This window comes from Pantoea sp. SORGH_AS_0659, from assembly GCF_031453915.1.
Lineage (GTDB): Bacteria > Pseudomonadota > Gammaproteobacteria > Enterobacterales > Enterobacteriaceae > Pantoea > Pantoea leporis.
Genome location: NZ_JAVJAK010000001.1, coordinates 1,890,771 through 1,917,265, shown reverse-complemented (window position 1 = coordinate 1,917,265; position 26,495 = coordinate 1,890,771). Strand labels below are relative to the sequence as shown.

At 57.6% G+C, this 26,495-nt stretch carries 25 protein-coding genes and 2 pseudogenes; 18 read left to right on the top strand and 9 right to left on the bottom strand.

Annotation, left to right across the window (positions count from 1 at the left end; translation table 11 throughout):
* Positions 1-48 precede the first annotated feature (48 nt).
* The 4 genes and pseudogenes from ruvC to aspS all read right to left on the bottom strand — a co-directional run bounded on the left by ruvC (position 49) and on the right by aspS (position 3,813).
* On the bottom strand, positions 49-576 hold the full coding sequence (gene ruvC, locus Q3H59_RS08920; protein ID WP_008110486.1) for a crossover junction endodeoxyribonuclease RuvC: 528 nt from the start codon (positions 574-576) through the stop codon (positions 49-51).
* A gap of 37 nt (positions 577-613) precedes the next feature.
* A complete protein-coding gene (locus Q3H59_RS08915; protein WP_007889557.1) occupies positions 614-1,357 on the bottom strand; it encodes a YebC/PmpR family DNA-binding transcriptional regulator in 744 nt (247 codons plus the stop codon).
* Between the two features lie 241 nt (positions 1,358-1,598).
* Positions 1,599-2,031 (bottom strand): annotated as a pseudogene (nudB, locus tag Q3H59_RS08910) (dihydroneopterin triphosphate diphosphatase).
* Positions 2,031-3,813, bottom strand: a pseudogene (gene aspS / locus Q3H59_RS08905) (aspartate--tRNA ligase). Before aspS ends, nudB begins: the two co-directional pseudogenes overlap by 1 nt.
* A gap of 231 nt (positions 3,814-4,044) precedes the next feature.
* On the opposite strand from aspS, the gene Q3H59_RS08900 reads away from it, so the two are divergent.
* From Q3H59_RS08900 to cmoB, 3 genes are all read left to right on the top strand, one after another.
* Complete coding sequence (locus Q3H59_RS08900) at positions 4,045-4,866, top strand: DUF72 domain-containing protein (RefSeq protein ID WP_309834361.1); 822 nt, start codon at positions 4,045-4,047, stop codon at positions 4,864-4,866.
* A 79-nt stretch (positions 4,867-4,945) separates the two neighbouring features.
* Positions 4,946-5,674 carry a carboxy-S-adenosyl-L-methionine synthase CmoA gene (gene cmoA / locus Q3H59_RS08895; protein ID WP_137385945.1) on the top strand — a complete coding sequence of 243 codons (729 nt, stop codon included), beginning with the start codon at positions 4,946-4,948 and terminating at the stop codon, positions 5,672-5,674.
* Positions 5,671-6,639: a tRNA 5-methoxyuridine(34)/uridine 5-oxyacetic acid(34) synthase CmoB gene (gene cmoB / locus Q3H59_RS08890; RefSeq protein WP_309834358.1), complete on the top strand. Its 969-nt coding sequence runs from the start codon at positions 5,671-5,673 to the stop codon at positions 6,637-6,639. Before cmoA ends, cmoB begins: the two co-directional genes overlap by 4 nt.
* Positions 6,640-6,642: 3 nt before the next feature.
* Here the strand turns inward: cmoB and Q3H59_RS08885 are convergent, their stop codons facing one another.
* From Q3H59_RS08885 to cutC, 3 genes are all read right to left on the bottom strand, one after another.
* A complete protein-coding gene (locus Q3H59_RS08885; RefSeq protein ID WP_192234118.1) occupies positions 6,643-7,263 on the bottom strand; it encodes a LysE family translocator in 621 nt (206 codons plus the stop codon).
* Between the two features lie 174 nt (positions 7,264-7,437).
* Positions 7,438-8,295: a hypothetical protein gene (locus Q3H59_RS08880; RefSeq protein ID WP_309834355.1), complete on the bottom strand. Its 858-nt coding sequence runs from the start codon at positions 8,293-8,295 to the stop codon at positions 7,438-7,440.
* Positions 8,296-8,464: 169 nt separating this feature from the next.
* Entirely contained in the window at positions 8,465-9,217 is a 753-nt protein-coding gene (gene cutC, locus Q3H59_RS08875; protein ID WP_309834352.1) for a copper homeostasis protein CutC, read from the bottom strand.
* A gap of 85 nt (positions 9,218-9,302) precedes the next feature.
* On the opposite strand from cutC, the gene Q3H59_RS08870 reads away from it, so the two are divergent.
* Positions 9,303-10,442: a PatB family C-S lyase gene (locus tag Q3H59_RS08870; protein ID WP_309834350.1), complete on the top strand. Its 1,140-nt coding sequence runs from the start codon at positions 9,303-9,305 to the stop codon at positions 10,440-10,442.
* On the opposite strand, the gene Q3H59_RS08865 is transcribed toward Q3H59_RS08870, so the two are convergent.
* The gene (locus Q3H59_RS08865; protein ID WP_309834349.1) at positions 10,439-10,999 is read right to left on the bottom strand and encodes a VOC family protein; all 561 of its coding nucleotides are present in this window, start codon (positions 10,997-10,999) and stop codon (positions 10,439-10,441) included. The genes Q3H59_RS08870 and Q3H59_RS08865 overlap by 4 nt on opposite strands.
* Before the next feature lie 311 nt (positions 11,000-11,310).
* Between Q3H59_RS08865 and Q3H59_RS08860 the strand changes: the two genes are divergently transcribed.
* The 6 genes from Q3H59_RS08860 (at position 11,311) to aroQ (ending at position 17,660) form a co-directional block, all read left to right on the top strand.
* Positions 11,311-11,433, top strand: a complete 123-nt coding sequence (locus Q3H59_RS08860; RefSeq protein WP_007889544.1) for a hypothetical protein — start codon at positions 11,311-11,313, stop codon at positions 11,431-11,433.
* Between the two features lie 170 nt (positions 11,434-11,603).
* Complete coding sequence (gene argS, locus Q3H59_RS08855) at positions 11,604-13,334, top strand: arginine--tRNA ligase (RefSeq protein ID WP_309834347.1); 1,731 nt, start codon at positions 11,604-11,606, stop codon at positions 13,332-13,334.
* A gap of 401 nt (positions 13,335-13,735) precedes the next feature.
* Positions 13,736-15,115 (top strand): aromatic acid/H+ symport family MFS transporter, encoded by a 1,380-nt coding sequence (locus tag Q3H59_RS08850; RefSeq protein WP_110866319.1) that lies wholly within the window; start codon positions 13,736-13,738, stop codon positions 15,113-15,115.
* Between the two features lie 18 nt (positions 15,116-15,133).
* Positions 15,134-16,393, top strand: a complete 1,260-nt coding sequence (locus Q3H59_RS08845; RefSeq protein ID WP_309834344.1) for a gallate dioxygenase — start codon at positions 15,134-15,136, stop codon at positions 16,391-16,393.
* Positions 16,393-17,232 (top strand): amidohydrolase family protein, encoded by an 840-nt coding sequence (locus Q3H59_RS08840; protein WP_309834342.1) that lies wholly within the window; start codon positions 16,393-16,395, stop codon positions 17,230-17,232. The genes Q3H59_RS08845 and Q3H59_RS08840 overlap by 1 nt, the downstream gene beginning before the upstream one ends.
* Positions 17,229-17,660, top strand: coding sequence for a type II 3-dehydroquinate dehydratase (gene aroQ, locus Q3H59_RS08835; protein ID WP_309834340.1), 432 nt, complete (start codon positions 17,229-17,231; stop codon positions 17,658-17,660). Before Q3H59_RS08840 ends, aroQ begins: the two co-directional genes overlap by 4 nt.
* Here the strand turns inward: aroQ and Q3H59_RS08830 are convergent, their stop codons facing one another.
* Complete coding sequence (locus tag Q3H59_RS08830) at positions 17,661-18,887, bottom strand: LysR family transcriptional regulator (protein WP_309834338.1); 1,227 nt, start codon at positions 18,885-18,887, stop codon at positions 17,661-17,663.
* A 130-nt stretch (positions 18,888-19,017) separates the two neighbouring features.
* On the opposite strand from Q3H59_RS08830, the gene galB reads away from it, so the two are divergent.
* The 8 genes from galB (at position 19,018) to Q3H59_RS08790 (ending at position 26,481) form a co-directional block, all read left to right on the top strand.
* Positions 19,018-19,758, top strand: a complete 741-nt coding sequence (gene galB, locus Q3H59_RS08825; protein ID WP_309834337.1) for a 4-oxalmesaconate hydratase — start codon at positions 19,018-19,020, stop codon at positions 19,756-19,758.
* Complete coding sequence (locus tag Q3H59_RS08820; RefSeq protein WP_192234132.1) at positions 19,755-20,468, top strand: 4-carboxy-4-hydroxy-2-oxoadipate aldolase/oxaloacetate decarboxylase; 714 nt, start codon at positions 19,755-19,757, stop codon at positions 20,466-20,468. Before galB ends, Q3H59_RS08820 begins: the two co-directional genes overlap by 4 nt.
* A 3-nt stretch (positions 20,469-20,471) precedes the next feature.
* Positions 20,472-21,560, top strand: a complete 1,089-nt coding sequence (locus Q3H59_RS08815; RefSeq protein WP_309834333.1) for a 4-oxalomesaconate tautomerase — start codon at positions 20,472-20,474, stop codon at positions 21,558-21,560.
* 3 nt (positions 21,561-21,563) lie between these two features.
* Entirely contained in the window at positions 21,564-22,448 is an 885-nt protein-coding gene (locus tag Q3H59_RS08810; RefSeq protein WP_309834331.1) for a DUF1932 domain-containing protein, read from the top strand.
* A 116-nt stretch (positions 22,449-22,564) separates the two neighbouring features.
* On the top strand, positions 22,565-23,020 hold the full coding sequence (locus tag Q3H59_RS08805) for a heme-binding protein (protein ID WP_309834329.1): 456 nt from the start codon (positions 22,565-22,567) through the stop codon (positions 23,018-23,020).
* Between the two features lie 15 nt (positions 23,021-23,035).
* On the top strand, positions 23,036-23,563 hold the full coding sequence (locus Q3H59_RS08800; protein ID WP_309834327.1) for a sugar dehydrogenase complex small subunit: 528 nt from the start codon (positions 23,036-23,038) through the stop codon (positions 23,561-23,563).
* A complete protein-coding gene (locus Q3H59_RS08795) occupies positions 23,556-25,157 on the top strand; it encodes a GMC family oxidoreductase (protein WP_192411670.1) in 1,602 nt (533 codons plus the stop codon). The genes Q3H59_RS08800 and Q3H59_RS08795 overlap by 8 nt, the downstream gene beginning before the upstream one ends.
* Before the next feature lie 10 nt (positions 25,158-25,167).
* Positions 25,168-26,481 (top strand): cytochrome c, encoded by a 1,314-nt coding sequence (locus Q3H59_RS08790; protein ID WP_309834324.1) that lies wholly within the window; start codon positions 25,168-25,170, stop codon positions 26,479-26,481.
* Positions 26,482-26,495 lie beyond the last annotated feature (14 nt).

The window sequence follows — 26,495 nt, the reverse complement described above, 5'->3', positions numbered from 1 at the left end:
TAAAAAAGGCTGGATGAATATCCAGCCTCATACCGCGTTTCGTTTCCGCTAACCCGATCGCATACGTCCGCGCGTCATCACCAGTTTCGTATCGCTGATACGCGCCGCGTTTTGGCTCATATGGCAATGCGTAATGGCGATGGCCAGCGCATCGGCGGCATCCGCCTGCGGGTTGGCTGGCAGTTTCAGCAAGGTTCGTACCATATGCTGCACCTGACTTTTCTCTGCGCCGCCGGTGCCGGTAACGGTTTGCTTCACCTGGCGCGCCGCATATTCAAACACCGGTAAATCATGATTCACCGCCGCGACAATCGCCGCACCGCGCGCCTGGCCCAGTTTCAGCGCTGAGTCCGCATTCTTGGCCATAAACACCTGCTCGATGGCGAAATAGTCGGGTGAGAACTGGGTGATAATTTCGCTGACGCCCGCGTAGATCAGTTTGAGGCGCGTCGGCAGATCGGTGACGCTGGTGCGGATACAGCCGCTGCCCAAATAGGTAAGCTGGCGGCCGGTTTGGCGAATAACACCGTAACCGGTGACGCGCGAGCCGGGATCGATCCCGAGAATTATCGCCACGGCGCGTCTCCGGTGAGTGGGGTTTTAAGCAACGCCATTACAGCGTTTCTGCGATCTCATCAGAGATTTCACCGTTATGGTAAACTTCCTGCACGTCGTCACAGTCTTCCAGCATGTCGATCAGGCGCAGCAGTTTCGGCGCGGTTTCGGCATCCATTTCGGCTTTAGTGGAAGGGATCATCGAGACTTCAGCCGAGTCGGCTTTCAGACCGCCCGCTTCCAGCGCATCACGCACCGCACCCATCTCTTCCCACGCGGTAAAGACATCAATCGCGCCGTCGTCATAGGCCACAACGTCTTCTGCACCTGCTTCCAGCGCCGCTTCCATCACCGCATCTTCGTCCTGACCTGGCGCGAAGGAGATTACGCCCTTCTTGCTGAACAGGTAAGAAACCGAACCGTCGGTACCGAGGTTGCCGCCGGTTTTGGTGAAGGCATGACGCACTTCGCCCACGGTACGGTTGCGGTTGTCGCTCAGGCACTCAATCATCACTGCTGAGCCGCCCGGGCCGTAACCTTCATAAATGATGGTTTCCATGTTGGAATCATCTTCACCGCCCACGCCGCGTGCGATGGCACGGTTCATGGTGTCGCGCGTCATGTTGTTAGACAGCGCTTTGTCCATAGCTGCGCGCAGACGTGGATTAGAACCCGCATCGCCACCGCCCAGTTTCGCGGCGGTGACCAGCTCACGAATGATTTTGGTGAAGATTTTACCGCGCTTAGCGTCCTGAGCAGCTTTACGATGCTTGGTGTTCGCCCATTTACTGTGTCCAGCCATCTTACTTTATCTCCGATCTTTTACTGGGTGCAGGCTATCTTACTTGCGATCTTGTCCCCCGGCAGTGCTCGCAATCCTCACGTACATAAGTACGCTCCGGTTGCTGTGCGCTGGCGGTGAACAACCTCGCGGCGCCGATTACGCCTGACTGTTCGATATTGTTCGGTGCGTTCATTGAAAACTCACCAGATTCATAAAACTTAATGCATTCGCCACCGGAAAAACGCGCGGCGGCAAGCATTCAGATAAATTCTTCAATCGCCTGGCGGTTACTCCAGGACTTGGTGAGGGCTGCGGCAGCGGCGGGTTCGAGCCAGCGCGCGGCGAGATGCTCGGTGAGCAGCAGGTCGCGCTCTGCGGGGTATAGCCAACCTGAACCAGTGTTCGCGATTGTGCGTGGTGCCCGGTGCGTAACGATGACGATAGTGCGGGAAGATCTCAAACTCGATTTGCTTGTGGCAATCGTCCAGCACTAACTTTTCGTGCGCAATATCGATGGCGAGTTCTTCTAACACTTCGCGCTGAGCTGCCTGGCGCGGGGTTTCGCCCGCTTCCAGGCTGCCAGTGACCGATTGCCAGAAGCTGTCGTCATCACGTCGCTGCAGCATTAACACCCGGCCGGTATCGCGGGCAAAAATCACCACCAGCACCGAAACCGGATGTTTAAAGCCCATTATTTGTTCTCTGTTTTTTCTTTCTTCGGTGCCACCAAAATGCCGAGGTCCAGCAACGCAGCGGGATTCGCTTTGCTTGGGGCTTCGGTCATCATGCACGCGGCGGCGGTCGTTTTCGGGAACGCGATCACATCACGGATGTTATCGGTGCCGGTCAACAGCATGGTCAGACGATCCAGGCCGAACGCCAGGCCCGCGTGCGGCGGCGTACCGTATTTCAGCGCGTCGAGCAGGAAGCCAAACTTCTCACGCTGCTCTTCTTCAGTAATACCGAGGATGCTGAATACCGTCTGCTGCATTTTACCATTATGAATACGTACGGAACCGCCACCCACTTCGTAGCCGTTAATCACCATATCGTAAGCATTGGCTACCGCTTGTACCGGATCGGTTGCCAGCTGTTCTGCGCTCAGGTCTTTCGGCGACGTGAACGGATGGTGCATCGCTGCCAGGCCGCCCTCATCATCTTCCTCAAACATTGGGAAGTCGATCACCCACAGCGGCGCCCAGGCTTTGTCATCAGTAATCTGCAGATCGCGGCCCACTTTCAGACGCAGCGCGCCCAGCGCATCCGCCACCACTTTGGCGCGGTCCGCACCGAAGAAGATCAGGTCGCCATCTTGGGCGCCAGTACGGTTGAGAATGTCTTCAACGATTTCTGCGCTGAGGAACTTGGCAACCGGGCTCTTGTACGCCTTCGAAGCCTTTCGCGCGTTCGTTGATCTTCATCCACGCCAAACCTTTGGCGCCATAGATTTTGACAAATTCGCCATACTCATCAATTTGCTTACGCGTCAGCGCTGCACCGCCCGGTACGCGCAGGGCAGCCACGCGGCCTTTGGCATCGTTGGCTGGACCGGCAAACACCTGGAATTCAACGTTTTTCAGCAGTTCGGCAACGTCGACCAGCTCCATTGGGTTACGCAGGTCTGGCTTATCTGAGCCGTAACGGTTCATCGCTTCCGCAAAAGTCATCTGCGGGAAGTCACCGAGATCCACGCCTTTGATGTCGATCCACAGTTCGCGAATCAGACGTTCCATCTTTTCACGCACCTGCTCTGCGGTCATGAAAGAGGTCTCCACGTCGATCTGGGTGAATTCTGGCTGACGATCGGCACGCAGATCTTCGTCACGGAAACACTTAACGATCTGATAGTAGCGGTCAAAACCCGACATCATCAGCAGCTGTTTGAACAGCTGTGGCGACTGCGGCAGCGCGTAGAACTTGCCTTTATGCACGCGGCTTGGCACCAGATAGTCACGCGCGCCTTCAGGCGTGGCTTTGGTCAGCATCGGCGTTTCGATATCGAGGAAACCCTGGTCGTCCATAAAGCGACGCACGAAGCTGGTAATTTTAGCGCGGGTTTTCAAACGCTGCGCCATTTCCGGACGACGCAGGTCCAGGTAACGATAGGTCAGGCGCGCTTCTTCGCTGTTGACCTGGTTAGAGTCCAGCGGCAGCGGTTCAGCGCGGTTGATGATATTCAGCTCGTGGGCAAACACTTCCACTTCGCCGGTCGCCATATCGCTGTTTTTGTTCTTTTCGTCACGTGCACGCACGGTGCCGGTGATCTGGATACAGAATTCGTTACGCAGCTCAGATGCCAGCTGGAAAGCGTCCTGACGATCGGCATCAAAGAACACCTGCGCGATACCTTCACGGTCACGCATATCGATAAAAATCAGGCTACCCAGATCGCGACGGCGATTTACCCAGCCGCAGAGAGTGACTTGCTGACCCACGTGAGACAGATTGAGCTGTCCGCAATATTCTGTACGCATAACGTATCCTTTTAACTTCGCCGCTGCTGCCAGACAGCATCAGGCCGCGTAACCTTCTGAGATGCTGTCGCAAAAAAGGCGGCTATTATAATGGAAAAACCCAGGCAGGATAAGTGGAGCCCGATCAAAGCGGACAAAACATTATGCTTTATCGCGCTGTTTTTCCTGCCGACATCAAAACAGGTTACATTAAGCCGCCCTTTCCCGCCCTAAAGGATTCAGGAGTTCGCGTTGACACTTCGTATTGGATTACCGCAATGGCAGCACGCGCAATGGAAACAGTTCGGTATTGAGACCTTAGCCGATTACGCGCAGCTGTTTGGTTGTGTGGAGGGCAATACCACGTTGTATGCGCTGCCAAAGCCGGAAGTGGTGCTGCGCTGGCGCGACATGACGCACGACGATTTCCGTTTCTGCTTCAAGTTTCCCGAAAGCATCAGCCATAAAGCGGCGCTGCGCGACTGTGATGAGTTGCTGAATGAGTTTTTCCGTCTGCTCGATCCGCTCAGCACGCGCATCGGTCAATACTGGCTGCAGCTGCCGGCAGCGTTTTCACCGGCTCAGCTCGGCGATTTGTGGTCTTTTCTCGATAGTTTGCCGCGCAATTTCCGTTATGGCGTCGAGGTGCGGCATCAGGCATTTTTCGCCAAAGGTGATGCTGAACGCGCGCTGAATCGCGGTTTGCTGGAGCGTCAAATTAATCGGGTGATGCTGGATAGTCGCCCGGTGCATGCCTCCACCTCACAGTCGGCCGCAGCGGTGCACGCCCGATCGCAAAAGCCGCGTGTACCGCTGCATGTGGTGCGTACCGGTTCGCAACCGATGGTGCGTTTCATTGGCAGTGATAGCGTGGCAGAGAGCGTGCCGCTGTTTCAGCCATGGCACAGCAAGCTGCAAGCGTGGCAGCATGATAGCGATCCGCTGCTGTTTATCCATACGCCGGATATGGGCGAGGTGTTTCCGCTGCTTCAGGCGTTGTGGCCACAGTTACAGCAACTGGAACCAACCTTACGCGATCTGCCCGACTGGCCGCAGCAATCGAGCCTGTTCTAGACGCAACGCAAAGGGTGCAGCCTGCCCGCGTTTCTGCCAAAATAGCGCCCTTTCCGTTTTCTCTCCGGACCTTTTCATTATGTCTGATCGCGATACGCTATTTTCCGCGCCCATCGATAAGCTGGGCGACTGGACCTTTGACGAGCGCGTAGCTGAAGTTTTTCCCGATATGATTCAGCGCTCGGTGCCGGGTTATTCCAACATCATTTCGATGATTGGCATGCTGGCGGAACGCTTCGTTCAGCCGAATAGCCAGGTTTACGATCTCGGCTGTTCACTGGGTGCCGCCACGCTGTCGGTGCGCCGCAATATTCATGTGCCGGGCTGCCAGATTATTGCCGTGGATAATTCACCGGCGATGGTGGAGCGCTGCCGTCGCCATATCGACGCCTTCCGCGCGGATACGCCGGTGCAGGTGATCGAAGCAGATATTCAGGACATCCATATTGAGAACGCCTCATTGGTGGTGCTGAACTTTACCCTGCAATTCCTTGAGCCACCGGCACGCCTCGAGCTGCTGAAGAAGATTGTTGACGGATTAAATCCGGGCGGCGCGCTGGTGTTGTCGGAGAAGTTCAGTTTTGAAGATGCCGATGTCGGCGAGTTGCTGTTTAACATGCATCACGATTTCAAACGCGCTAACGGTTACAGCGAGCTGGAGATCAGCCAGAAACGCAGCATGCTGGAGAATGTGATGCTGACCGATAGCGTTGAAGCGCACAAAGCGCGCCTGAAAACCGCCGGTTTCAAACATGCGGAGTTGTGGTTCCAGTGCTTTAACTTTGGTTCGTTGGTGGCGTTGAAATGATTGAGTTTGGCCGTTTTTATCAGCAGATTGCCACCGGCCCGCTCGCCAGTTGGCTGGAAGTGTTACCGGCGCAAGTCGCCGCATGGCAGCGTGAAAATTTGCACGGTAAATTCCGCGACTGGGAGAAGTCAGTTGATTATCTGCCGCTGCTGACGCCGCAGAAGCTGGATTTGTTGCATAGCGTGAGCGCCGATGTTGAGGATCTGACCGATCGTCAGCGTCTTGGCATTGAGAATCTGCTGCGCAATTTAATGCCGTGGCGCAAAGGTCCTTATTCGCTGTACGGTACCGAGATCGATACCGAATGGCGTTCCGACTGGAAATGGGATCGCGTGTTGCCGCACATTTCGCCGTTGCAGCATCGCACGGTGCTGGATGTCGGCTGCGGTAGCGGCTATCACATGTGGCGCATGATTGGCGCGGGCGCGAAGCTGGTGGTCGGCATCGATCCAATGCAGCTGTTTTTGTGTCAGTTCGAAGCGGTGCGTAAGCTGTTGGGTGACGATCGTCGGGCGCATTTGCTGCCGCTGGGCATTGAGCAACTGCCGGCGTTACAAGCGTTTGATACCGTGTTTTCCATGGGCGTGCTTTATCACCGCCGTTCGCCGCTCGACCACTTGATGCAGCTGAAAAATCAGTTAGTCAGTGACGGCGAGCTGGTGCTGGAGACGCTGGTGATTGAAGGTGATGAAAACGCGGTGTTGGTGCCGGGTGAGCGTTACGCGCAGATGCGTAACGTCTACTTTATCCCTTCTGCCGCAGCGCTCAAGAGCTGGCTGGAGAAGTGCGGATTTGTCGATGTGCGCATCGCGGATTACGCGGTGACGTCCGTGGAAGAGCAGCGTCGCACCAGCTGGATGACCAGCGAGTCGCTGGCCGAGTTTCTTGATACTAACGACAGCAGCAAAACCGTGGAAGGTTATCCCGCCCCGCTGCGCGCCGTGCTAGTCGCGCGCAAGCCGTAATGTTTAACGCCGCGATAGCGCCAGCTTCGCGGCGAAGCCAATAAACACGCAGCCCGTCAGGCGATCCATCACTTTCAGCACCGCTGGGCGACGCAGATGCGCCGCAAAGTATTGGCTGCTGCCAATTAGCACCGCATTCCACACCAAACCAATCACCATGTGCGTGAGCGCCATCAGCGTACACCACAGCGGCACCGACGCGCCCGCCGGAATAAACTGCGGCAGAAAGGTAACGTAGAATACGCCGACTTTAGGATTTAACAGGTTACCAAAGAGTCCGCGCGTGAAGCAGGCAACATAACTTTGCTCTTTACTCTGCGCGTGCTGCCCTTCTTCCGCTTGGGTGCGTGGGTTGATGAGTAATTTGACGCCGAGATACAGCAAATAGGCTGCACCGATCCATTTCAGCAGGTTATACGCCATTTCCGAGGCCAGCAGCAGCGCGCCCAAGCCTAAACCCACCGCAACGCCCCACACCAGACAACCCAGCGTAACGCCAAATGCCGTAGCCCAGGCACGTTTCCAGCCTTGCGCGGCGGCGGAACGCAACACTAATGCAGTATCAAAACCGGGCGTGAGTGTGAGGATGGTGATGGCGAAGAGGAAAGATAAAATTAGTGTCATGCGATGTTCTCAATTGCTCCGGTGCGTTTCAGGCTGAAAACAAGGGCCGCTGCGTAAAGGCGTCGTGGACACTTCCCTGTGGACTCTGCCGCCGCATCCATGCGGCGGAAGCTTTACTTCGCGGCCCTTGTTTCCAGCCTTTATGTGGGTTTTGTGGGTTTTGTTCGTTTTGCTTTAATCTTGTGCGGCGGTTTCGTTGGGTGCGTTCCAGTATTGGTATTTATAAGCGGAGCTGAGATGGCGTTCAATGGTGCCTTTGGCGAACACTTCGGTTTCATGCAGATAACTGAGCGTGCAGTTGCCCACTTCATCCCACAGCTGACACTCATCCACCGAGCGCAGCGTGCTGACTGGCGTGGTCGCGGTGCTGTTCAAACGCAGTTCCCGCCACTGGTTATCATAGCTATAAGTATCTTTGCTGCGCGCGCTGGTGGATAAGGTTACCAATCCTTGTGGATTCCAGCGCCAGCTGCTTTCGCCGTTGGTCATATTATCGCTGCCGCGCGCCACGCTTTTTTCCACTCTGAACTGTTTGTCATAGCGATAAGTGGTATCGGTAAAGCCATCTTTGCCCATGCTGGTGAATTTATCGGATGAGCTGATGATGTTGCCATGCTGGCCGATTTGCCAGCTGATGGTGCCCTGGCGGTTGTCGACCACTTCCTCTTGCCCAGCTTTGATCACTTTAACCATGTAGGCATATTCCGCCACCCAGCCGCGTTGAACGCGGGCGATATGCTGTTCCATCGTCAATAGAACATTGCCTTCATTTTTGTCGTAGGAGATATCGGCCACCATCAAATCGCCGCACTGATCAAACTGGCCGAGTAAGCGCTTTTGCGAGTTCACATCTTTGCCAAATTCGCCTGCCACCACCTGACGCACCGCGCCTTTGGCATCGCCACCCAGCATGATCCAGTTGTTGCTGCTGGTGATGTTTTTGCTCATCGGCGGACACGCGGTGCTGACCGCCAGCGCGACGCCGCAGTACGGGAGTAGCAGCATTAAAACGGTATAAGGGATGGATTTCATGAAGGTTATCCGTACGAAGCCATAGAGTAATCAAAGCATTATTTACGCGATCACGCTATCTCCGCGGGAATTGCAGATAAAAAGAACCCCAGTTAGAAGAACTGGGGTTGGTACTTGCAAACATCACGTCATTTGAGCTGGCGTGCTGCGCGGCAAAATCGGGGGGAATTCAGGCTACCCGGGCGGCGCTCAACTGCGTCATGCTTTTCATGGCTTCAACCACATCACCATCAACGCAATAGCGACTGAATTCATCGGTTTCCGCTTCGGAGCACATGGAAACACCGGCTTTACGGTAGCGCATCGGCGAAGCGACTAAACGGCTGGCGGAGCTGTGGACTTCCTGCAATCCACTGTCGATGAACTTCTGGATGTTGCTCAAACGTACGCCCGCACCGGCCATAATAATCGGACCTGTGCTGTGTTCATTTAGTTCCCTTAATAATGCAATTCCTGCTTCGGCACTCTGCTGCTGACCAGACGTCAGGATCCGCGCGATGCCTAAATCAGCCAGCACCTCAAGTGAGCGTTTCGGGCTGTGGCATAAATCAAAGGCGCGATGGAAGGTGACGTCCATGCCGTCACACAGCTTCATAATCTGCTCCATACGAGCAATATCGACATGCGCATCTTCATCCAGCATGCCAATCACTAAGCCGGGAAAACCGAGTTCACGCATTAGCGCAACGTCCGATTTCATCGACTCAAACTCAAAGTGGGTGTAGCAAAAATCGCCGCCGCGCGGACGGACGATAGGATGTACCGGGATCGAAATTTCACGTCGTGCCGCTTCCAGCACGCCAGCTGAAGGCGTCAACCCACCTTCGCGCGGTGCACTGCACAGCTCCACGCGATCGGCACCGGACAGCTGCGCAGTCATTGCGCAGTCAATGCCGTAGCAACAAATTTCCAGTTTCGTCATACCATGCTCCTTCTCATGACTTCTGGCTCGGGATGAATGCTTCAGTTAGTCTACTTAATTGGACAGTTTACGTGGAACTCGCACTATGGCATTCGATTTTAATCAATGGATAGACCGTCGTCACAGCGATAGTTTGAAATGGCACAAATATGGTGATCGCGATGTGCTGCCGCTCTGGGTCGCAGACAGCGATTTTCGTTCGCCGCCGAGTGTGATTGAGGCCATTAAACAGCGCGCTGAGCACGGTGTATTTGGCTATGGCGCAGCGCCAACCGGATTGATTGATATCACCCTTTCGCGTTTAGCGCAGCGCTACAACTGGCAGATTGAGCCGGACTGGATTGTGTTATTGCCCGGCGTGGTGTGCGGTTTGAATCTTTCGGTCCGCGCATTCACGGAGTTTGGCGAATCCACCGTTTCCCCGACGCCGATCTATCCGCCGTTTCGCGGTGCAGCAAAGCTGGCCAACCGCGCACAGGTAAATTTACCGCTGCGTTTACAAGACGATCGCTGGGTGATGAATCTGGATAATAGCGCGATGCAGGGCAATGAACGCCTGCTGATGCTGTGTAATCCGCAGAATCCGGGCGGCACGGTTTATCGTCGTGACGAGCTGGAAGCGCAGCTGGCGTTTGCGCAGCAGCATGATTTGATCGTCTGCTCCGATGAAATCCACTGCGATTTATTGCTGTCACCCGGCGCACAGCACATTCCCTTTGCGGCGTTAAGTGAAGATGCCGCACAGCGCAGCATCACGCTGCTGTCGCCGTCGAAAACCTTCAATATTGCCGGATTGGGCGCGTCGCTGGCGATCATTCCCAATCCGGAGTTGCGTGCGCGGTTCAAACGCGTGCGTGAAGGTATCGTGCCTGGCGTGGATATTCTGGCGCTGGTGGCAGCCGAAGCGGCGTGGCGCGATGGCGATGCATGGCTGGCAGCGCAGCTGGATTATCTGCGCACCAATCGCGACTGGCTGGTCGCGCAGGTGAACGCTCTGCCAGAACTGCAGATGGCTGCGCCGGAAGCGACCTACCTCGGTTGGATTGACGCCAGCAAGCTGGATGTCGCCAGCCCAATGGATTACTTCGAGCAGCACGGTCTCGGTTTTTCACCGGGCCACGATTTTGGCGATGATAATTTCGTGCGCTTCAACTTTGGCTGTACGCGCGCCACGCTGGAACAGGCGGTCACGCGTTTGCAAAAAGCGGTCGAGGCGCGGCGTTAAGCCTGCTCACTGGCGACAATCTCTTCCAGTCGCCATGGATGAAACTTAATCGTGGTTTGCCCGTCCGTCACCGCCAGCGTCGGATTGGGCAACCGCTCGTTCTCGCCTTTGGGCGCGCTGGTTTTAAACGAGATGCCCGGCTGTGTCAGCGCATGATCAGAAAGCAGCGCCATCGCCCGTATGCCCAGCGTTTCCGGTTCTCCACGCAGTACAATCTCTACATGTTCCCACCCTTCATGGCGATACAGCTTTTCGCCTGGCCACGGCAGTTCAATCACATCAATTTGCCAGCCCGCCAGGTTCAGTGGCTGATGCAGTTTGAACAGACAAATCGGGCGACCATTGATCATTGCCTCGGAAAACTGTGTGCCGATCTGCAATAAGCCAGATTTCCAGCGTTCTGCCGTTGCAAACTGGTGGCAGCGCACCGCGACGTGATCGGCTTCATGTTCAGCCAGGTTAATGCCTAAACGTTCAGAAAAATTCATCAGCGACTGTTCAAAACGCGCCATGTCTTGTTTTAAATCATCCAATTCCACAGGAAAGTGGGTCTGCATCTTGCCTTACCTCTAATTCAGTTCAGGTTTACTAATCAATATGAAATTTGCTAACCGTTGATTCCGCTTGACAAAATTGTCGGATTCATCCGATTTAGGCGCCAAAAAGGCGTAAAACCGCATAAATAGACCATTCATTTCGGATTTATCGCTAAATCAGGTCCAGCAGTAACTTTATGAAAGTGACCTAACTATCTGTTATTAATAACAATAGTTAATACAATGAGATAACTCTTATTTAGGCTGCAAACAATTGCAGCTTGATACCCTTTCTTATAAATTTGGGTTTCACAACTACAAGGAACGGCCTTATGTCTATGCTCATTGTTGTCGCGGTCCTGATTGCATTAATGGGATTTGCAATTTCCCGCCATTGGAAGGTGCGTGAAGACAAAAGCGTTAAAAATCCTCGTCGTCACCCGCGGCGCCGTTAATCGGCGCTGAGGGCCCGATGTTGCCTGTCATCAGATACCGAATAGCTGACTCACTTTAACATTTCACGTATACTTCCCCTCTTATTTTTCCGTCCCGCCGCGCAGTTGCGGGATGACGACATCGGCTCGCCGCCTACAGGCGGGCCTTTTCAGCATATGAAGGTAACGCGGTGAATATTCAGGCTCTTCTTTCCGACAAAGTCAGTCAGGCAATGATTGCGGCGGGTGCGCCTGCCGATTGCGAACCTCAGGTTCGCCAGTCTGCGAAGGTACAGTTCGGTGATTACCAGGCAAACGGTATGATGGCCGTAGCGAAAAAGCTCGGTCAGGCACCGCGACAACTGGCTGAGCAGGTGATTCAGCATCTGGATCTTAACGGCATCGCCAGCAAAGTCGAAATCGCCGGTCCCGGTTTTATCAATATCTTCCTCGATCGTGCATGGCTGGCGGCGCAAACCGCGCAGGCGCTGCAGCTGCCGCGTCTTGGCGTGAGTGCGGTTGCGCCACAAACTGTCGTGGTGGATTACTCCGCGCCTAACGTGGCGAAGCAGATGCATGTCGGTCACGTCCGCTCCACCATCATTGGTGATGCCGCAGTGCGTACGCTGGAGTTCCTTGGCCATAACGTGATCCGCGCCAACCACGTCGGCGACTGGGGCACGCAGTTCGGTATGCTGATTGCCTATCTGGAAAAGCAGCAGAACGAACATCACGAAGAGATCGCACTGGCTGACCTGGAAGCTTTCTACCGCGAAGCCAAAGTGACCTACGATGCCGACGAAGCCTTCGCCGAGCGCGCGCGTAATTACGTGGTGAAGCTGCAGGGTGGCGACGAATATTGCCGCAGCATGTGGAAGAAGCTGGTTGATATCACCATGAGCCAGAACCAGCAGGTGTATGACCGCCTTAACGTGACGCTGACGCGCAAAGATGTGATGGGTGAAAGCCTGTACAACGACATGCTGCCGGGCATCGTCGCCGATCTGCGCGAAAAAGGCCTGGCGGTGACCAGCGAAGGCGCCACGGTAGTTTTCCTTGATGAGTTCAAAAACAAGGAAGGCGAACCGATGGGCGTGATCATTCAGAAGAAAGATGGCGGCTATCTCTACACCACCACCGACATCGCCTGCGCCAAATACCGTTTCGAAACCCTGCATGCCGATCGCGTGCTCTATTACATCGATTCCCGTCAGCACCAGCATCTGCAGCAGGCGTGGACCATCGTGCGTAAAGCCGGTTACGTGCCGGAATCGGTACCGCTTGAGCATCACGCCTTCGGCATGATGCTGGGTAAAGATGGTCGTCCATTTAAAACCCGCAGCGGCGGCACTATTCGCCTCGCCGATTTGCTGGATGAAGCGGTTGAACGCGCGCATGCGTTGGTCAGCGAAAAGAATCCAGAGATGTCAGCGCAAGAGTTGAAGGATCTGTCGGAAGTGGTCGGCATCGGCGCAGTGAAATATGCTGACCTGTCAAAAAGCCGCACCACCGATTACATCTTCGACTGGGACAACATGCTGGCCTTCGAAGGCAACACGGCGCCTTACATGCAATACGCCTACACGCGCGTGCTGTCGGTATTCCGTAAAGCCGGCATTGATGCCGATAGCCTGAGCGGTGACATCGTGCTGACTGAAGAGCGTGAAGCGCAGTTGGCTACGCGTCTGCTGCAGTTCGAAGAAGTGATAACGCAGGTCGCGCGCGAAGGTACGCCACATGTGATGTGTGCTTATCTGTACGATCTGGCCGGCCAGTTCTCTGGCTTCTACGAACACTGCCCTATTCTCTCCGCCGAGGACGAGAACATCCGTCAGAGCCGCCTGCAGCTGGCCGCGTTAACCGCGAAAACGCTGAAGCAAGGTCTGGATACGCTGGGCATTAAAACCGTCGAACGCATGTAATATCTCTGGCGGAGAGCGCCACAAATGGCTCTCCGCTTGCTTTCCCCCTTTTTTCCCCTCTGACAAAATTCTGCTCTTCAGCCCGCTCTGAATAGCGCTGCTGCCGTGCCTAATACCCGCCATTCCTCAGCCTCGATACGCCTTCTCATTTTTCCGACACAGCTCACCAAATAAACAAAACTCATACCTTCATAACCATTTTATGGCAGACAAACTCGCACGCCATCCCTAATTTGGTTATGGAAGCAAGAACACAAAAACATGCAACAAGCTGTTTTAACAGCTAAAAACTATAAAACTCACCCCCTGCAATCGGGTTAAAGTGATGCCCCCGGCCAATGTCAGGGCAGAAAAAATCTCAACCCGATAACGTTATTAATAAAAAAATCAGAGCGTATCCTATGAGCAATCACGACATTATCGATGTAAAAGGCTGGATCGACGCCCGCCCGATCACCGGATACCAGTGGCTGACCCTCAGCCTGTGCTTCATCATCATCATGTTTGATGGCTACGACGCGGCAGCGATGGGTTTCATTGCGCCCGCGCTGATTGAAGACTGGGGCATCAGCCATGCGGAAATGGGGCCGATTCTCGGTGCCGCGATGTTTGGCGTGGCGATTGGCGCGCTGATTGCCGGTCCATGGTCCGACAAATTTGGCCGCAAACGCGTGCTGCTGCTGTCGATTGCCGTCTTCGCCTGCTTCAGCCTGATGAGCGCCTTCGCGCGCACGCCGCTGGAAATGGGTGTGTTACGTTTTCTCACCGGTCTCGGTCTCGGTGCGGTGATGCCCAATTGCGTCACGCTGGTGTCGGAATATATGCCGGAACGCCGTCGCAGCCTGATGATCACCGTGATGTACAGCGGATTTAATATCGGTTCCGGATTGGGCGGATTCATTGCCGCTGGCATGCTGCCACACTTTGGCTGGCAAGCGGTGCTGGGTTTAGGGGGCTTGCTGCCGCTGCTGATGTTGCCGCTGCTGCTGTGGCTGCTGCCGGAATCGGCGATGTATATGGTGGTGCGCAAAGTCAGTCGCGACAAGATTGCCGCCGTGCTCAAACGTCTGGGCGGCGAATTCTCCGCTGGCACCGCCTTTGTACTCAATGCGCCAATCATCCCGAAAAAAGCGCAGGTGCTGCAGCTGTTCAGCCGCGGCTATGCAGGCGGCACGGTGGTGTTATGGCTCACCTACTTCATGGGGCTATTCGTCATCTACCTGCTTAACGGCTGGCTGCCAACCATCCTGCGTTCAGGCGGCGTGACGCTGGAGCGTGCGGCGATTGTGGCGGGCTTATTCCAGCTGGGCGGCACCTTTGGCGGCTTAATGGTTGGTGGGCTGATGGACCGTTTCAAAGCGAAATATGTTATCGCCCTGTTCTATCTGCTGGGCAGCTTCTGCCTGGTGTCGCAGGGCATCTGGAGCTTTGGCCCGAATGTACTGGCGCTGCTGGTGTTCTTCGCTGGCGTCTGCATCAACGGTGCGCAAACCGGATTGCAGGCCTTCTCCCCGGCCTTTTATCCCACCGAAATGCGCGCCACCGGCGTGTGCTGGATGCACGGCATTGGTCGTAGCGGCGCCATTATCAGCTCGTCGCTGGGCGGCGTGCTGCTCGGCGTGTTCCCTGGGCAAACAGCCATTTTTATCGTTTTGTCGCTCCCGGCAGTTTTGGCGGCACTTTCCATCACCCGACATCACCCTGCACAGGTGGCCCGTCAGGTTAAAGGCATCGACCTTAACGACCTGCCGTCCCTGTCGCGTACCCTCAATAATCGATGAAGTAGAGGTCAAAAAATTATGGCTAAAATCATAGGCGGTTTAGCGGTTTCCCATACTCCCACCATTGGTTTTGCGGTTGATCACAACAAGCAGCAGGAAGGCGCATGGGCCCCGATTTTCGATGGCTTTGCGCCGATGCAGCGCTGGCTGGAGGAGAAAAAACCGGATGTGCTGATGTATGTGTTTAACGATCACGTCACCTCCTTCTTTTTTGATCACTACTCGGCGTTTGTGCTGGGCATTGATGACGAATATGCCGTTGCGGATGAAGGCGGCGGCCCGCGCGATCTGCCGCCGGTAAAAGGCCATGCGGCGCTGTCACAACATATTGGTGCCAGCCTGATGGCGGATGAGTTCGATATGTCATTCTTCCAGGACAAAGCGCTGGATCACGGCCTGTTTTCGCCGCTGTCGGCGCTGGCACCCTGGCAAGGCGGCTGGCCGATGCAGGTGGTTCCGCTGGCGGTCGGCGTGTTGCAGTTCCCGATCCCGACGGCGCGTCGCTGCTATAAACTCGGCCAGGCGCTGAAGCGTGCGGTAGAGAGTTTCCCGGAGGATCTGAAAGTCGCGGTGGTCGCGACCGGCGGCGTTTCACATCAGGTACACGGCGAGCGCTGCGGCTTCAACAATCCCGAATGGGATGCGCAGTTTATCGATCTGTTGATCAACGATCCTGAGCGCCTGACCGAAATAACGCTGGCTGAATACGCCACGCTCGGCGGCCTGGAAGGTGCGGAAGTGATTATGTGGCTGATTATGCGCGGTGCGCTGTCGGCCAACGTCGAGAAATTGCATCAGGATTACTATCTGCCTTCGATGACCGGGATCGCCACGCTGATCCTCGAAAATCAGTCACGCGAAGCGCCGGTCGATGTGCACCAGCGTCAGCGCGATAAGATCAACCTGCAGCTCAGCGGCGTGGAAAAACTGCCCGGCACCTATCCGTTCACCCAGGCGCGTAGCCTGAAAGCGCTGCGCATCAACCGCTTCCTGCACCGCATGATTCAGCCAGAGTGGCGTAAGCGTTTCCGCGAAGCCCCGCAGGCGCTGTATCAGGAAGCCGGACTGAGCGCTGAAGAGCAAACGCTGATTACCCAGCTCGACTGGCGCGGCATGATCCATTACGGCGTCAGCTTCTTCCTGCTGGAAAAACTGGGTGCGGTGGTGGGCGTCTCTAACCTGCATATCTACTCAGCGATGCGCGGTGAAACGCTGGAACAGTTCCAGCAGACGCGCAATCAGCAGGTGCTCTATTCGGTGGCGGGGAAAGCAGACTGATGTTTACGCAACCGATCATCGACTGCCATCACCACGTTTTTGATCCAGTACACTTTCCCTGGGCGCCCGAGAGCGCCTACAACCCGGACGGACACGAGCTGGCGACGCCGGATTACTATCGTGCTGTGATGCAGGCGTACAACATCCGCCACTCGCTGATTGTCGGCCCGACGTCGGGCTATAACACCGATAACCGCTGCCTGCTGGATACCATCAAGCGCGGTGAGGGCCGTTTCAAGGGCATTGCCGTCACGCCGCGTGACGTGGAGAGCGACACGCTCGCCAGCCTGAAAGATCAAGGCATCGTCGGCATTGCGCTTAACGTGGCGATGCTGGGCACCGAGCCGTTTCTCCAGCTTGATGCCCTGATGGGCAGGCTGGCGGAGTTGGATCTCTTTGCCCAGATTCAGGTGCAAAACGATCAGCTACTGGCGCTGATGCCGCTGCTGTCACGCACCCGCACGCGTTTGCTGATCGATCACTCCGGTCGGCCTGACGTCAGCGCGGGCGTAGCACAACCAGCCTTTCAGGCGCTGCTGTCGCTGGCCGGCCAGCAGCGCACCAACGTCAAGCTCTCCGGGCTGGCGAAATTCTCCCGGCAGCCCTATCCCTTCAGCGATGGACATCCCTATTTGCTGGCCTTGCTGGACGCTTTCGGCGCGGAAAACTGCATGTGGGGATCGGACTGGCCTTTCCTGCGCGCCACTGAACGCATGGATATGGGCACGCAGCTGCTGCTGATCGAACAGCTGATCCCCGATGAAAAGAGCCGCCGTCAGGTGCTTTGGCACACGCCACAGCGGCTGTTTGGTTTTACTGAATTACAGGAGTCACGATGAGAACCATCTATGTACTGAACGGCCCGAACCTCAATCTACTGGGCACCCGCGAGCCAGAAACCTACGGTTCCGACACGCTGCAAAGCGTCGAAGCGCTATGCCACGCAACGGCGGAAGAGCTGGGTGTGGCGATTGAGTTTCGCCAGACCAACCACGAAGGGGAAATGATTGAGTGGATTCAGCAGGCGCGTCTCGAAGCGCAGGCGCTGGTGATCAACCCGGCGGCGTGGACGCACACCTCGGTGGCGATCCGCGATGCGGTCACCGGCGTGGGGTTGCCGCTGTGGGAAGTGCACATCACCAACGTGCACAAGCGTGAGCCGTTCCGTCATCACTCCTATCTTTCCGACGTCGCACAAGGCGTTATCTGCGGCTACGGCATTCGCGGTTACCGCTATGCGTTGATGGAAGCGGCGCGCGTCGGCTGATTACTCATCCTGCCCGCACACTTCACGCAGGCAGCGGATCAGCGCATCCGCTGCCGGTGAGTGCAGACAGCCCGCACGCACCGTCAGCCCAATAGCGCGATCGGTATCCGGCAAAGGCACCGGCAACGCCACCAGCGCGCCGGACGCCAGTTCCACTTCCAGCTGGTGCGCGGAGACCGCCGCCAGCATATCCGACTGCATCAGCAAGCCGCGCACCAACGCCAGATCGCCGGTCTCCACCACCGGATCGGGTGCCGGAATGCCCATCGCCTGAAAACTGTTATTCAGTAGATAACGCGCTGGCGTGGCCGAACGCGGCAGCACCCAACGCGCCGCGCGCAGATCATCGGTAGAGAGCTCACGTCCTACCAGCGGATGATCGTGACGCGCCAGCAGCACCATGCGTTCGGAGAACAGCGTCTCGCGCGTGACGTCCAGCGCATCTTCATCGCGGCGCAGCGCGCCAAAAATAAAATCGATATCGCCCGAGCGCATTTCCGAGGCCAGCACGCCAAAGGCGCTTTCACTGGTGACCACGCGTACGCCCGGATAGCGCGCCGTCAGCATCACGATCGCCTGCGGCAGGATACGCGTGCGTCCCAGCGGCAATGCGCCTACGCGCACCGTTCCCTCGAGTATCCCGCTGCGGGCAGCGATGTCGGCCGGAATGTGGCGCAGTTCATTGAGCGCACGCCGCACGTTGGCTTCGATTTCACGTCCGGCCAGCGAAGGCATCATGCCGTGCGGCGTGCGCTCCAGCAGCGCGATGCCCGCGCCGTTTTCCAGCACGCGCAGCGCGGCGCTCACCGCCGGCTGGCTCAGTCCGAGACGTGCCGCCACCGTCTGCATATGCCGCGTCTGACACAGGGTGATAAAAATTTGCAGCCGACGGACGTTAAACAGCCACAGCGGTTCCGCATCGCTACGCTGCGCACCGCGTCCCTGCAATTTAGCCAGCCGCTGCGGCACCTGATGCAGTTCCTCAATCGCCCGCAGCGCACGCGGCAGCACACATTTACCGAAGTCAGTCAGCATCATGCCGCCGGCGTGACGTTCAAATAGCGTGACGTCTAACGTGAGTTCCAGGTCGCGAATAGCGCGGGTAATGGCCGACTGGGTGCGAAATAATTCATCCGCTGCCCGTGAGACACTGCCTTGTGCTACCACCTGACTAAATGCCCTGATTTGCATCAGATTTGTCAGCTCCTGCGTGCCCTTTTCCGCCATCTTTCCCTGCCTGTTTTCACCACCGTTCGATGTCGCAATATAAATAAAACGCATACCCGCTGCAATGAAATGAATTATCGCCGCCAGGTGGGCAGTGACAGCATGGAAAAAAACAGCGGAGGAGTATGCCATGACTAACAACACCCCAAAAAAAACCGCGCTGGTGGTCAGCGCTCACTCAGCGGATTTCGTCTGGCGCGCCGGCGGTGCCATTGCGCTGCACCATGCGCAGGGCTATGACGTCCACGTTGTCTGCCTCTCGTTTGGCGAGCGCGGCGAGTCGGCCAAGCTGTGGCGCAAGGGGGAGATGAGCGAGGCGAAAGTCAAAGCCGCCCGCCGCAGCGAGGCGCAGGCCGCCGCCGAGATCCTCGGTGCTAGCATTGAATTTTTTGATCTCGGTGATTATCCGCTGCGTGCCGATAAAGAAACCCTGTTCCGCCTCGCGGACGTTTATCGCCGGGTGCAGCCGCACTTTGTTCTGACCCATTCCTTGCAGGATCCCTACAACTACGATCACCCGACGGCCACGCATCTGGCGCAGGAGGCGCGCATTATTGCCCAGGCCGAAGGCTACCGTCCGGGCGAAAAAATCGTCGGTGCGCCGCCGGTGTACTGCTTCGAACCGCACCAGCCTGAGCAGTGCAACTGGAAGCCGGATGTGCTGCTGGATATCACCTCAGTGTGGGACAAAAAATATCAGGCGATTCAGTGCATGGCCGGGCAGGAACATCTGTGGGAATACTACACGCGCGTGGCGCAGCAGCGCGGCGTGCAGGCCAAGCGTAACGTCGGCATTACCACCAGCCGCGAGATCATTTATGGCGAAGGTTATCAGAGCATCTTCCCGCGCGTAACGGAGGATCTGGCATGAGCATCATCGCGAAAAAAGGCGTCGCGGTGCGCCACATCCCGCGCGCGGTAGCTGCGGATATCGACGCACTGGCGCGCTTTGGCGTCGCCACCGTGCATGAAGCGCAGGGGCGTAAAGGTTTGCTCGATCCCGCCCTTCGCCCGATTCAGCAGGATTGTGCCATCGCGGGCAGCGCGGTCACCGTGCTGGTCGCACCCGGCGATAACTGGATGTTTCACGTCGCGGTGGAGCTCTGCCAGCCGGGCGATGTGCTGGTGGTCGCGCCAACCTCGCCGTGCAGCGACGGCTTCTTCGGCGATCTGCTGGCGACCTCGCTGCAGGCGCGCGGCGTGCGCGGGCTGGTGGCGGATGTCGGTGTGCGCGATAGCCGCACGTTACGCGAAATGGGTTTTGCCGTCTGGTCGCGTGCGGTGTATGCGCAGGGCACGGTGAAAGAGACGCTCGGCTCGGTGAATGTGCCGCTGGTATGTGCCGGGCAGCTGATCTGGCCGGGTGACGTTATCGTGGCTGATGATGACGGCGTGGTGGTGGTGGCACGCGATGAAGCTGCCAGCGTAGCAGCCAAAGCGCGTCAGCGTGAAGAGCTGGAAGAGAGCAAACGCCTGCGTTTAGCGGCCGGTGAGCTGGGCCTGGATATCTATCAGATGCGCCCGCGCCTGGCGGAAAAAGGACTGCGCTATCTCGACACGCTCGATCAACTGGAGGAATAAACCATGCGCCAGCGTCGCATTCCCTGCTTACTGATGCGCGGCGGCACCTCCAAAGCCGCCTGCTTTCTGGCACAGGATCTGCCAGCCGAACCGGCGGCCCGCGATCGGGTACTGCTGGCGGTGATGGGTTCGCCCGATATCCGTCAAATTGACGGCCTCGGCGGGGCCGATCCGCTCACCAGCAAAGTGGCGATCGTCAGCGCTTCACACCGTGACGATGCCGATGTCGATTACCTGTTTGCCCAGGTCAACGTCGATCAAGCCCGCGTCGATTACGGGCAAAACTGCGGCAATATCCTCGCCGCCGTCGGCCCTTTCGCCGTCGAACGCGGGCTGGTCAAGGCAGGCAGCGAACGCACCCGTGTGCGCATTTTCATGCAGAACACCGGGCAGATTGCCGAGGCGGCGTTCGCCACGCCCGACGGTGAAGTCGACTATGACGGCGACTTACGCATTGATGGCGTACCGGGCAGCGCAGGCGAAATCGCCCTCACCTTCAAAGACATTGCCGGATCGAGCTGTGGCGCGCTGCTGCCAACCGGTCAGCCGCGCGATCGTTTTGATGGCATCGACGTCACCTGCATCGACAACGGCATGCCGGTGATCCTGGTGCGTGCAGCGGATGTCAATCGCAGCGGCTATGAAAGCCGCGACGCGTTAGATAACGACAGCGAGCTCAAGCAGCGGCTGGAATCAATCCGCCTGCAGGCCGGGCCGCGGATGAATTTAGGGGATGTCAGCCAGCGTACGGTGCCCAAAGTCACGCTGCTGGCCGAAGCGCGTCACGGTGGCGCCATCAGCTCACGCACCTTTATTCCGCACCGCTGCCATGCCTCGATTGGCGTGCTTGGTGCGGTCAGCGTTGCCAGCGCCTGCCTGATCCCCGGCAGCGTCGCGGACGGACTGGCACGCACCAGCCAGCAACCTCAACAGCGCCTGAGCGTGGAACATCCCAGCGGTGAATTTAGCGTGCTGCTGCAGCGCGAAGGCGATAACCCGCTGGCGGGCTGCGGTCTGTTGCGCACTGCGCGTGCCATTTTCGTCGGTGAAGTCATGATCCCGGCGGCGGTCTGGCCATTCAGCAAGGAGTAATTGATGAACATCACCTTTATCGGTTTTGGCGAAGCGGGCGGCATTCTCGCCCATGATTTACAGGCGCAGGGCAATGCGGTGACGGTATGGGATCGCAAAGCCCTCGCGGCAGAAACCTTGCCCGCGCTGCAGCAAAAAGCGCAGCAGAGCGGCGTGCGGCTGGCCGCTTCGCTGGCGGATGCATTGCAGGACGCCGCGCTGGTGTTCTCCACCGTTACCGCGTCGCAGGCATTCAACGTGGCGCAGCAGGCGGCAGCGCGGTTACAGGCTGGGCAGCATTTTCTCGATCTCAACTCGGTGGCACCGCACACCAAACGCGCCGCGGCTGAAATGATTCACGCTGCGGGTGCCAGCTATATCGACGTGGCGGTGATGGCGCCGGTGCCGCCCAAGCGGCTGGCGACGCCGCTGCTGATTGGCGGCGCTCAGGCTGCACAGGTGCAGCCGCTGCTGCAACAGCTGGGCCTCAACAGCCGCCTGCTGGGTAGCGCAGTGGGTGAAGCTTCAGCGATTAAGATGTGCCGCAGCGTGATGATCAAAGGCCTCGAGGCGCTGACCACCGAATGTTTGAGCGCGGCGCGCCAGTATGGCGTAGAGCAAGCGGTGCTCGACTCGCTGCACGCCAGTTTCCCGTCGCTGGGCTGGGACGATCAGCTGCCGCACTACCTGATTAGCCGCGTGGCGGAGCACGGCCAGCGACGCGCCGAAGAGATGCAGGAAGTGGTGAAAACGCTGCAGGACGTCAAGGTACCAGCCGCCATGAGCGCAGCGATTGTTGCCACGCAGCAAGGGCTGATTGATGCGTTAAACGCCCGTTCCCTGCGCTATCAACAACTGACGCCGTTCGTCTGGCAACAGACGCTGGATAAGATCTATCCACCTCAATGAGTTATACGCATAGAGGTATGCGTTTTGTTTATCGGCAATTGTTTACATTTTTGTAACAGCGTAGCGTAAGCGAGACGAGAAGCAGGTTTTAAAACAATAACTATCGGAAGCAAAACATGAAGATTAGAGCATCTGTCGCCCTTTCCCTGCTGCTGGCAGCGGGTATTGGCCAGGCCAGCGCCGCCGCGCTGGACGCCAGCCACACCAACCAGGTAATGACCAGCGTCAAAAATAGCATCAGCGCGCAGCACAGCACCGGCTGTGTAGCGGTGGTTGATACCAGCGGTACGCTGCTGGCCTTCCAGCGCCTTGACGGCGCATCGCCGGGCTGCGTCGATGCCGCCATTGGTAAAGCGCGCACCTCGGCGCTGTATCACGCCCCTTCCCTGAAATTTATGCAGCGTCTGCAGAGCGGCGAAAACACGGTTCTCGCCATCCCGCACGCGGTGGCGCTCGGCGGCGGTTTCCCGCTCACGCTGCAGAATGAAGTGGTCGGCGCCGTCGGCGTCAGTACCCCCAAACAGGATCTGGATAACCAGGCTTCAGAGGTTGCCGCTCAGGCGCTGAAATAACTTTCGGGAATTTCCATGATGACTCTTTCACGCCGCCGGTTGCTGACCGGCACGGCGGGCCTGATGGTGGCTGGCGTCCTGACGCAGGCGCTCCCCGGCAGTTTGGCTTTCGCCTCGCCACCGCTGGCCGCCGCAGTGGCACCGTCCGCCAGTTTTACTGCGATTTCCGCCCGATTAACCGGACTGGACCAGCCGGATGCCCTGCTGGCACAGCGCCTCTACAGCTGGCTGCACGCACGTTTTCCGCAGCTGGACAGCCAGCTCGATACGCTTAGCGCGCTTCTGCAGCAGCAACCCACCGCCAACGGTAGCAGCCTGCTGGCGCTGCTGAGTACCCAACCCAAAGCCCTCGACGATCTTTATCAGGCGCTGGTTTCCGGCTGGTATCTCGGTGTTGTCGGCCCGCTGCCGCGTCCGCAATGTATCGCTTTTGAGAATATCGTCAGCTATCAGCTGGTGCGTGATTCCCTGTTACCACCGAGCTACGCGCCGGGGCAACCTAACTTCTGGACGCAGCCGCCTGCAAGGAGAGCACATGTCTGATTCATTAAGCGCCGATGTGGTGGTGATTGGCGCCGGCATTGCCGGTTCACTGGCGGCGCTGAAGATGGCCAAAGCAGGCGCTTCGGTATTGATGCTGGAGTCCGGCCCGGAGATTAAGCGCGATCAGGCGGTGGAGTATTTCCGCAACTCGCCGTTTAAGGGCGACTTCACCGAACCGTATCCGCCGCAGCCGTGGGCACCGCAGCCTAAATTCATTCCCAGCGATAACAATTACCTGATTCAAAAAGGCCCGGATCCCTATCGCGCCCAATATCTGCGCGGCACCGGCGGCACCACATGGCACTGGGCTGGACAAGCGTTCCGCCTGTTGCCGAACGATATGCGCATTCAGTCGCTGTACGGTATTGGCCGCGACTGGCCGATCAGCTATGACGAGCTGGAACCCTATTACTGCGACGCCGAATACCAGATGGGCGTGTCCGGTGACAGCGATCTGGCTTCGCCGCGTTCGCGCCCTTATCCGCTGCCGGGCATTCCGCTGCCGTATGGCTTCGATCGTCTGAAGCAGCGACTCGGTCCGCTGGGTTATGAGGTGGGCATTGGTCCGCAGGCGCGTAACAGTATCGCCTATGACGGTCGCCCGGCCTGCTGCGGCAACAACAACTGCATGCCGGTTTGCCCGATCGATGCGCAGTACCACGGCGGCATCGCCGCGCGTAAGGCGCTGGATGCCGGTGTCAAAATCGTCACTAATGCGGTGGTGTTCCGCATTGAGGCTGACGACAAAGGCACCATTCAGGCGGTGCACTATCTCGATCAGAACAAAGCGCGCCATCGCGTCACTGGCAAACAGTTTGTCCTGACCGCCAACGGCATCGAAAGCCCGAAAATCCTGCTGCTCTCCACCAGCGATCGCTACCCGAACGGCATCGCCAACAGTTCCGGCATGGTGGGCCGTAACCTGATGGACCATCCCGGATCGTCGGTAGAGTTCTACGCCGATGAGCCGGTGTGGTTTGGCCGTGGGCCGATGCGTCCCGGCAGCATCAACAATATGCGCGACGGCGATTTCCGTGGTGAGCGCTCGGCGCTGCGTATCGACCTCGCCAACACCTCGCCGGTGCGTTATCTCACCGAACGACTGGTGCGTCAGGGCTATTACGGCAAGGCGCTTAACGACAAACTGGCCTTCCAGGCCGAGCGTTTTGTTCAGCTCAAGTGTCTGCTGGAGATGCTGCCGGAGCCGCAGAACCGCGTCACGCTGAGCAAAACCGAGAAGGATGCCTGGGGCATTCCCCGCCTCGAGGTTTACTACCGCTTCCCGGAATATGTGCATCGCGGCTATGACCAGTCGATGATCGACTTCCAGCGCATGGTGAAAGAGATGGGCGGCACCGAGGCGGTCTACAGCAAACGCGGCGTCTACGACAATAACCAGCACATCACCGGCACCATGATCATGGGCAGCAATCCACAGGATTCGGTGGTGGATGGTCACTGTCGCACCCACGATCACCCAAACCTGTTTATCGCCGGCACCGGCATTATGCCGTCGGCCTCGACGGTCAACTCAACGCTAACCGGAACCGCGCTGGCGCTGCGTATGGCCGATAGCGTTCTGGCAAGCTTGTAAGGAGCACCCGATGAAACCTGTATTGATTCAGGCCGCTATCGCGGTGGTCCTGATGCAGTGCGCCGTGGCGCAGGCGGCAGACAATGCCGCTCAGATTAAGCGCGGCGAATATCTGGCGCGCGCCGGTGACTGTACCGCCTGTCATACCGCCACCAACGGCCCGCTGTTTGGCGGCGGCTTTGCGGTCAGTACGCCTTTCGGCCAGATCTGGGGCAGCAATATCTCCTCTGATAAGCAGTACGGTATCGGCAGCTGGAGTGACGATCAGTTCGTTGCTGCGGTGCGCGACGGCATTGGCAAAAATGGCGAGCAGCTCTATCCGGCGATGCCGTATGACTCCTTTACCAAAATGAAGCGCGATGATGTGCTGGCAATCAAAGCCTATCTCATGTCGATGCCGCCGGTGCATCAGGCTTCACCGCAAACCGACCTGCCGTTCCCATTCAACCAACGCTGGGGCATGCGCTTCTGGAAGTGGTTTAACTTCGATAAAGGCGAATTGCAGAATGATACGCAGCAGAGCGCGCAGTGGAATAACGGCCGCTATCTGGTTGAAGCGCTGGCGCACTGCGGCACCTGCCATACGCCGCGTAATCTGACCATGGGCATGGACAACGATAAAGCATTGGCTGGCGGCGATCTCGGCGGCTGGATGGCGTACAACATCACACCCGATAAGCAGGCAGGCATCGGTGACTGGAGCCAGCAGCAGCTGGTGACCTACCTGAAAACCGGCTTTGTCGCCAACAAAGCCAGCGCCTCCGGACCGATGGCCGAAGCGATTGAGCACAGCCTGCAATATCTGCCCGAGAGTGATCTGCAGGACATCGCCACCTATCTGCGCAGCGTTAAGCCGCAGCCGGACGCGCAGCAAACCCGTGCGCGCGACAGCTGGGGACAACCTTCCACCGCGCTGATTGCACTGCGCGGTGCCGATGAGGCGACCCGCCATGCTCAGCCCGGTGCGGTGCTGTTTGCCGGTAACTGTGCCAGCTGTCACGGCGCGGAAGGTGCTGGATCGGGCAGCGGTTTCCATGCCTATCCATCGCTGTTCCACCACACCAGCACCGGCGCGGCAGATGCGCTGAACGTGGTATCGGTGGTCCTCAACGGTGTGCATCGCCATATGCGCGAAGGCGAAGTCTTTATGCCGCCTTTTGCGCCTGAGCTGAGTGACCAGCAGGTGGCGGATGTCAGTAACTTTGTTACCCAGCAGTTTGGTAATCCGGCGGCGGCCAAAGTGGATGCGAAGCAGGTAAAAGGGTTAAGAGAGGATGCAAAACTGGCTTCACCCCCGATTTACGGTCAGGGAGATAAGCCTTAATTACTGCACTCGGC

What these genes read in the sequence shown, in the direction of transcription:
- Q3H59_RS08810 (WP_309834331.1), top strand. Translation starts at nt 21,564, where the DNA reads ATGAACATCACCTTTATCGGTTTTGGCGAAGCGGGCGGCATTCTCGCC.
- Q3H59_RS08915 (WP_007889557.1), bottom strand. Translation starts at nt 1,357, where the DNA reads ATGGCTGGACACAGTAAATGGGCGAACACCAAGCATCGTAAAGCTGCT.
- Q3H59_RS08860 (WP_007889544.1), top strand. Translation starts at nt 11,311, where the DNA reads ATGTCTATGCTCATTGTTGTCGCGGTCCTGATTGCATTAATGGGATTT.
- Q3H59_RS08850 (WP_110866319.1), top strand. Translation starts at nt 13,736, where the DNA reads ATGAGCAATCACGACATTATCGATGTAAAAGGCTGGATCGACGCCCGC.
- Q3H59_RS08830 (WP_309834338.1), bottom strand. Translation starts at nt 18,887, where the DNA reads ATGGCGGAAAAGGGCACGCAGGAGCTGACAAATCTGATGCAAATCAGG.
- Q3H59_RS08815 (WP_309834333.1), top strand. Translation starts at nt 20,472, where the DNA reads ATGCGCCAGCGTCGCATTCCCTGCTTACTGATGCGCGGCGGCACCTCC.
- Q3H59_RS08880 (WP_309834355.1), bottom strand. Translation starts at nt 8,295, where the DNA reads ATGAAATCCATCCCTTATACCGTTTTAATGCTGCTACTCCCGTACTGC.
- cutC (WP_309834352.1), bottom strand. Translation starts at nt 9,217, where the DNA reads ATGACGAAACTGGAAATTTGTTGCTACGGCATTGACTGCGCAATGACT.
- Q3H59_RS08790 (WP_309834324.1), top strand. Translation starts at nt 25,168, where the DNA reads ATGAAACCTGTATTGATTCAGGCCGCTATCGCGGTGGTCCTGATGCAG.
- Q3H59_RS08885 (WP_192234118.1), bottom strand. Translation starts at nt 7,263, where the DNA reads ATGACACTAATTTTATCTTTCCTCTTCGCCATCACCATCCTCACACTC.
- aroQ (WP_309834340.1), top strand. Translation starts at nt 17,229, where the DNA reads ATGAGAACCATCTATGTACTGAACGGCCCGAACCTCAATCTACTGGGC.
- Q3H59_RS08845 (WP_309834344.1), top strand. Translation starts at nt 15,134, where the DNA reads ATGGCTAAAATCATAGGCGGTTTAGCGGTTTCCCATACTCCCACCATT.
- Q3H59_RS08805 (WP_309834329.1), top strand. Translation starts at nt 22,565, where the DNA reads ATGAAGATTAGAGCATCTGTCGCCCTTTCCCTGCTGCTGGCAGCGGGT.
- Q3H59_RS08795 (WP_192411670.1), top strand. Translation starts at nt 23,556, where the DNA reads ATGTCTGATTCATTAAGCGCCGATGTGGTGGTGATTGGCGCCGGCATT.
- Q3H59_RS08800 (WP_309834327.1), top strand. Translation starts at nt 23,036, where the DNA reads ATGATGACTCTTTCACGCCGCCGGTTGCTGACCGGCACGGCGGGCCTG.
- Q3H59_RS08840 (WP_309834342.1), top strand. Translation starts at nt 16,393, where the DNA reads ATGTTTACGCAACCGATCATCGACTGCCATCACCACGTTTTTGATCCA.
- Q3H59_RS08820 (WP_192234132.1), top strand. Translation starts at nt 19,755, where the DNA reads ATGAGCATCATCGCGAAAAAAGGCGTCGCGGTGCGCCACATCCCGCGC.
- galB (WP_309834337.1), top strand. Translation starts at nt 19,018, where the DNA reads ATGACTAACAACACCCCAAAAAAAACCGCGCTGGTGGTCAGCGCTCAC.
- Q3H59_RS08870 (WP_309834350.1), top strand. Translation starts at nt 9,303, where the DNA reads ATGGCATTCGATTTTAATCAATGGATAGACCGTCGTCACAGCGATAGT.
- cmoA (WP_137385945.1), top strand. Translation starts at nt 4,946, where the DNA reads ATGTCTGATCGCGATACGCTATTTTCCGCGCCCATCGATAAGCTGGGC.
- Q3H59_RS08865 (WP_309834349.1), bottom strand. Translation starts at nt 10,999, where the DNA reads ATGCAGACCCACTTTCCTGTGGAATTGGATGATTTAAAACAAGACATG.
- cmoB (WP_309834358.1), top strand. Translation starts at nt 5,671, where the DNA reads ATGATTGAGTTTGGCCGTTTTTATCAGCAGATTGCCACCGGCCCGCTC.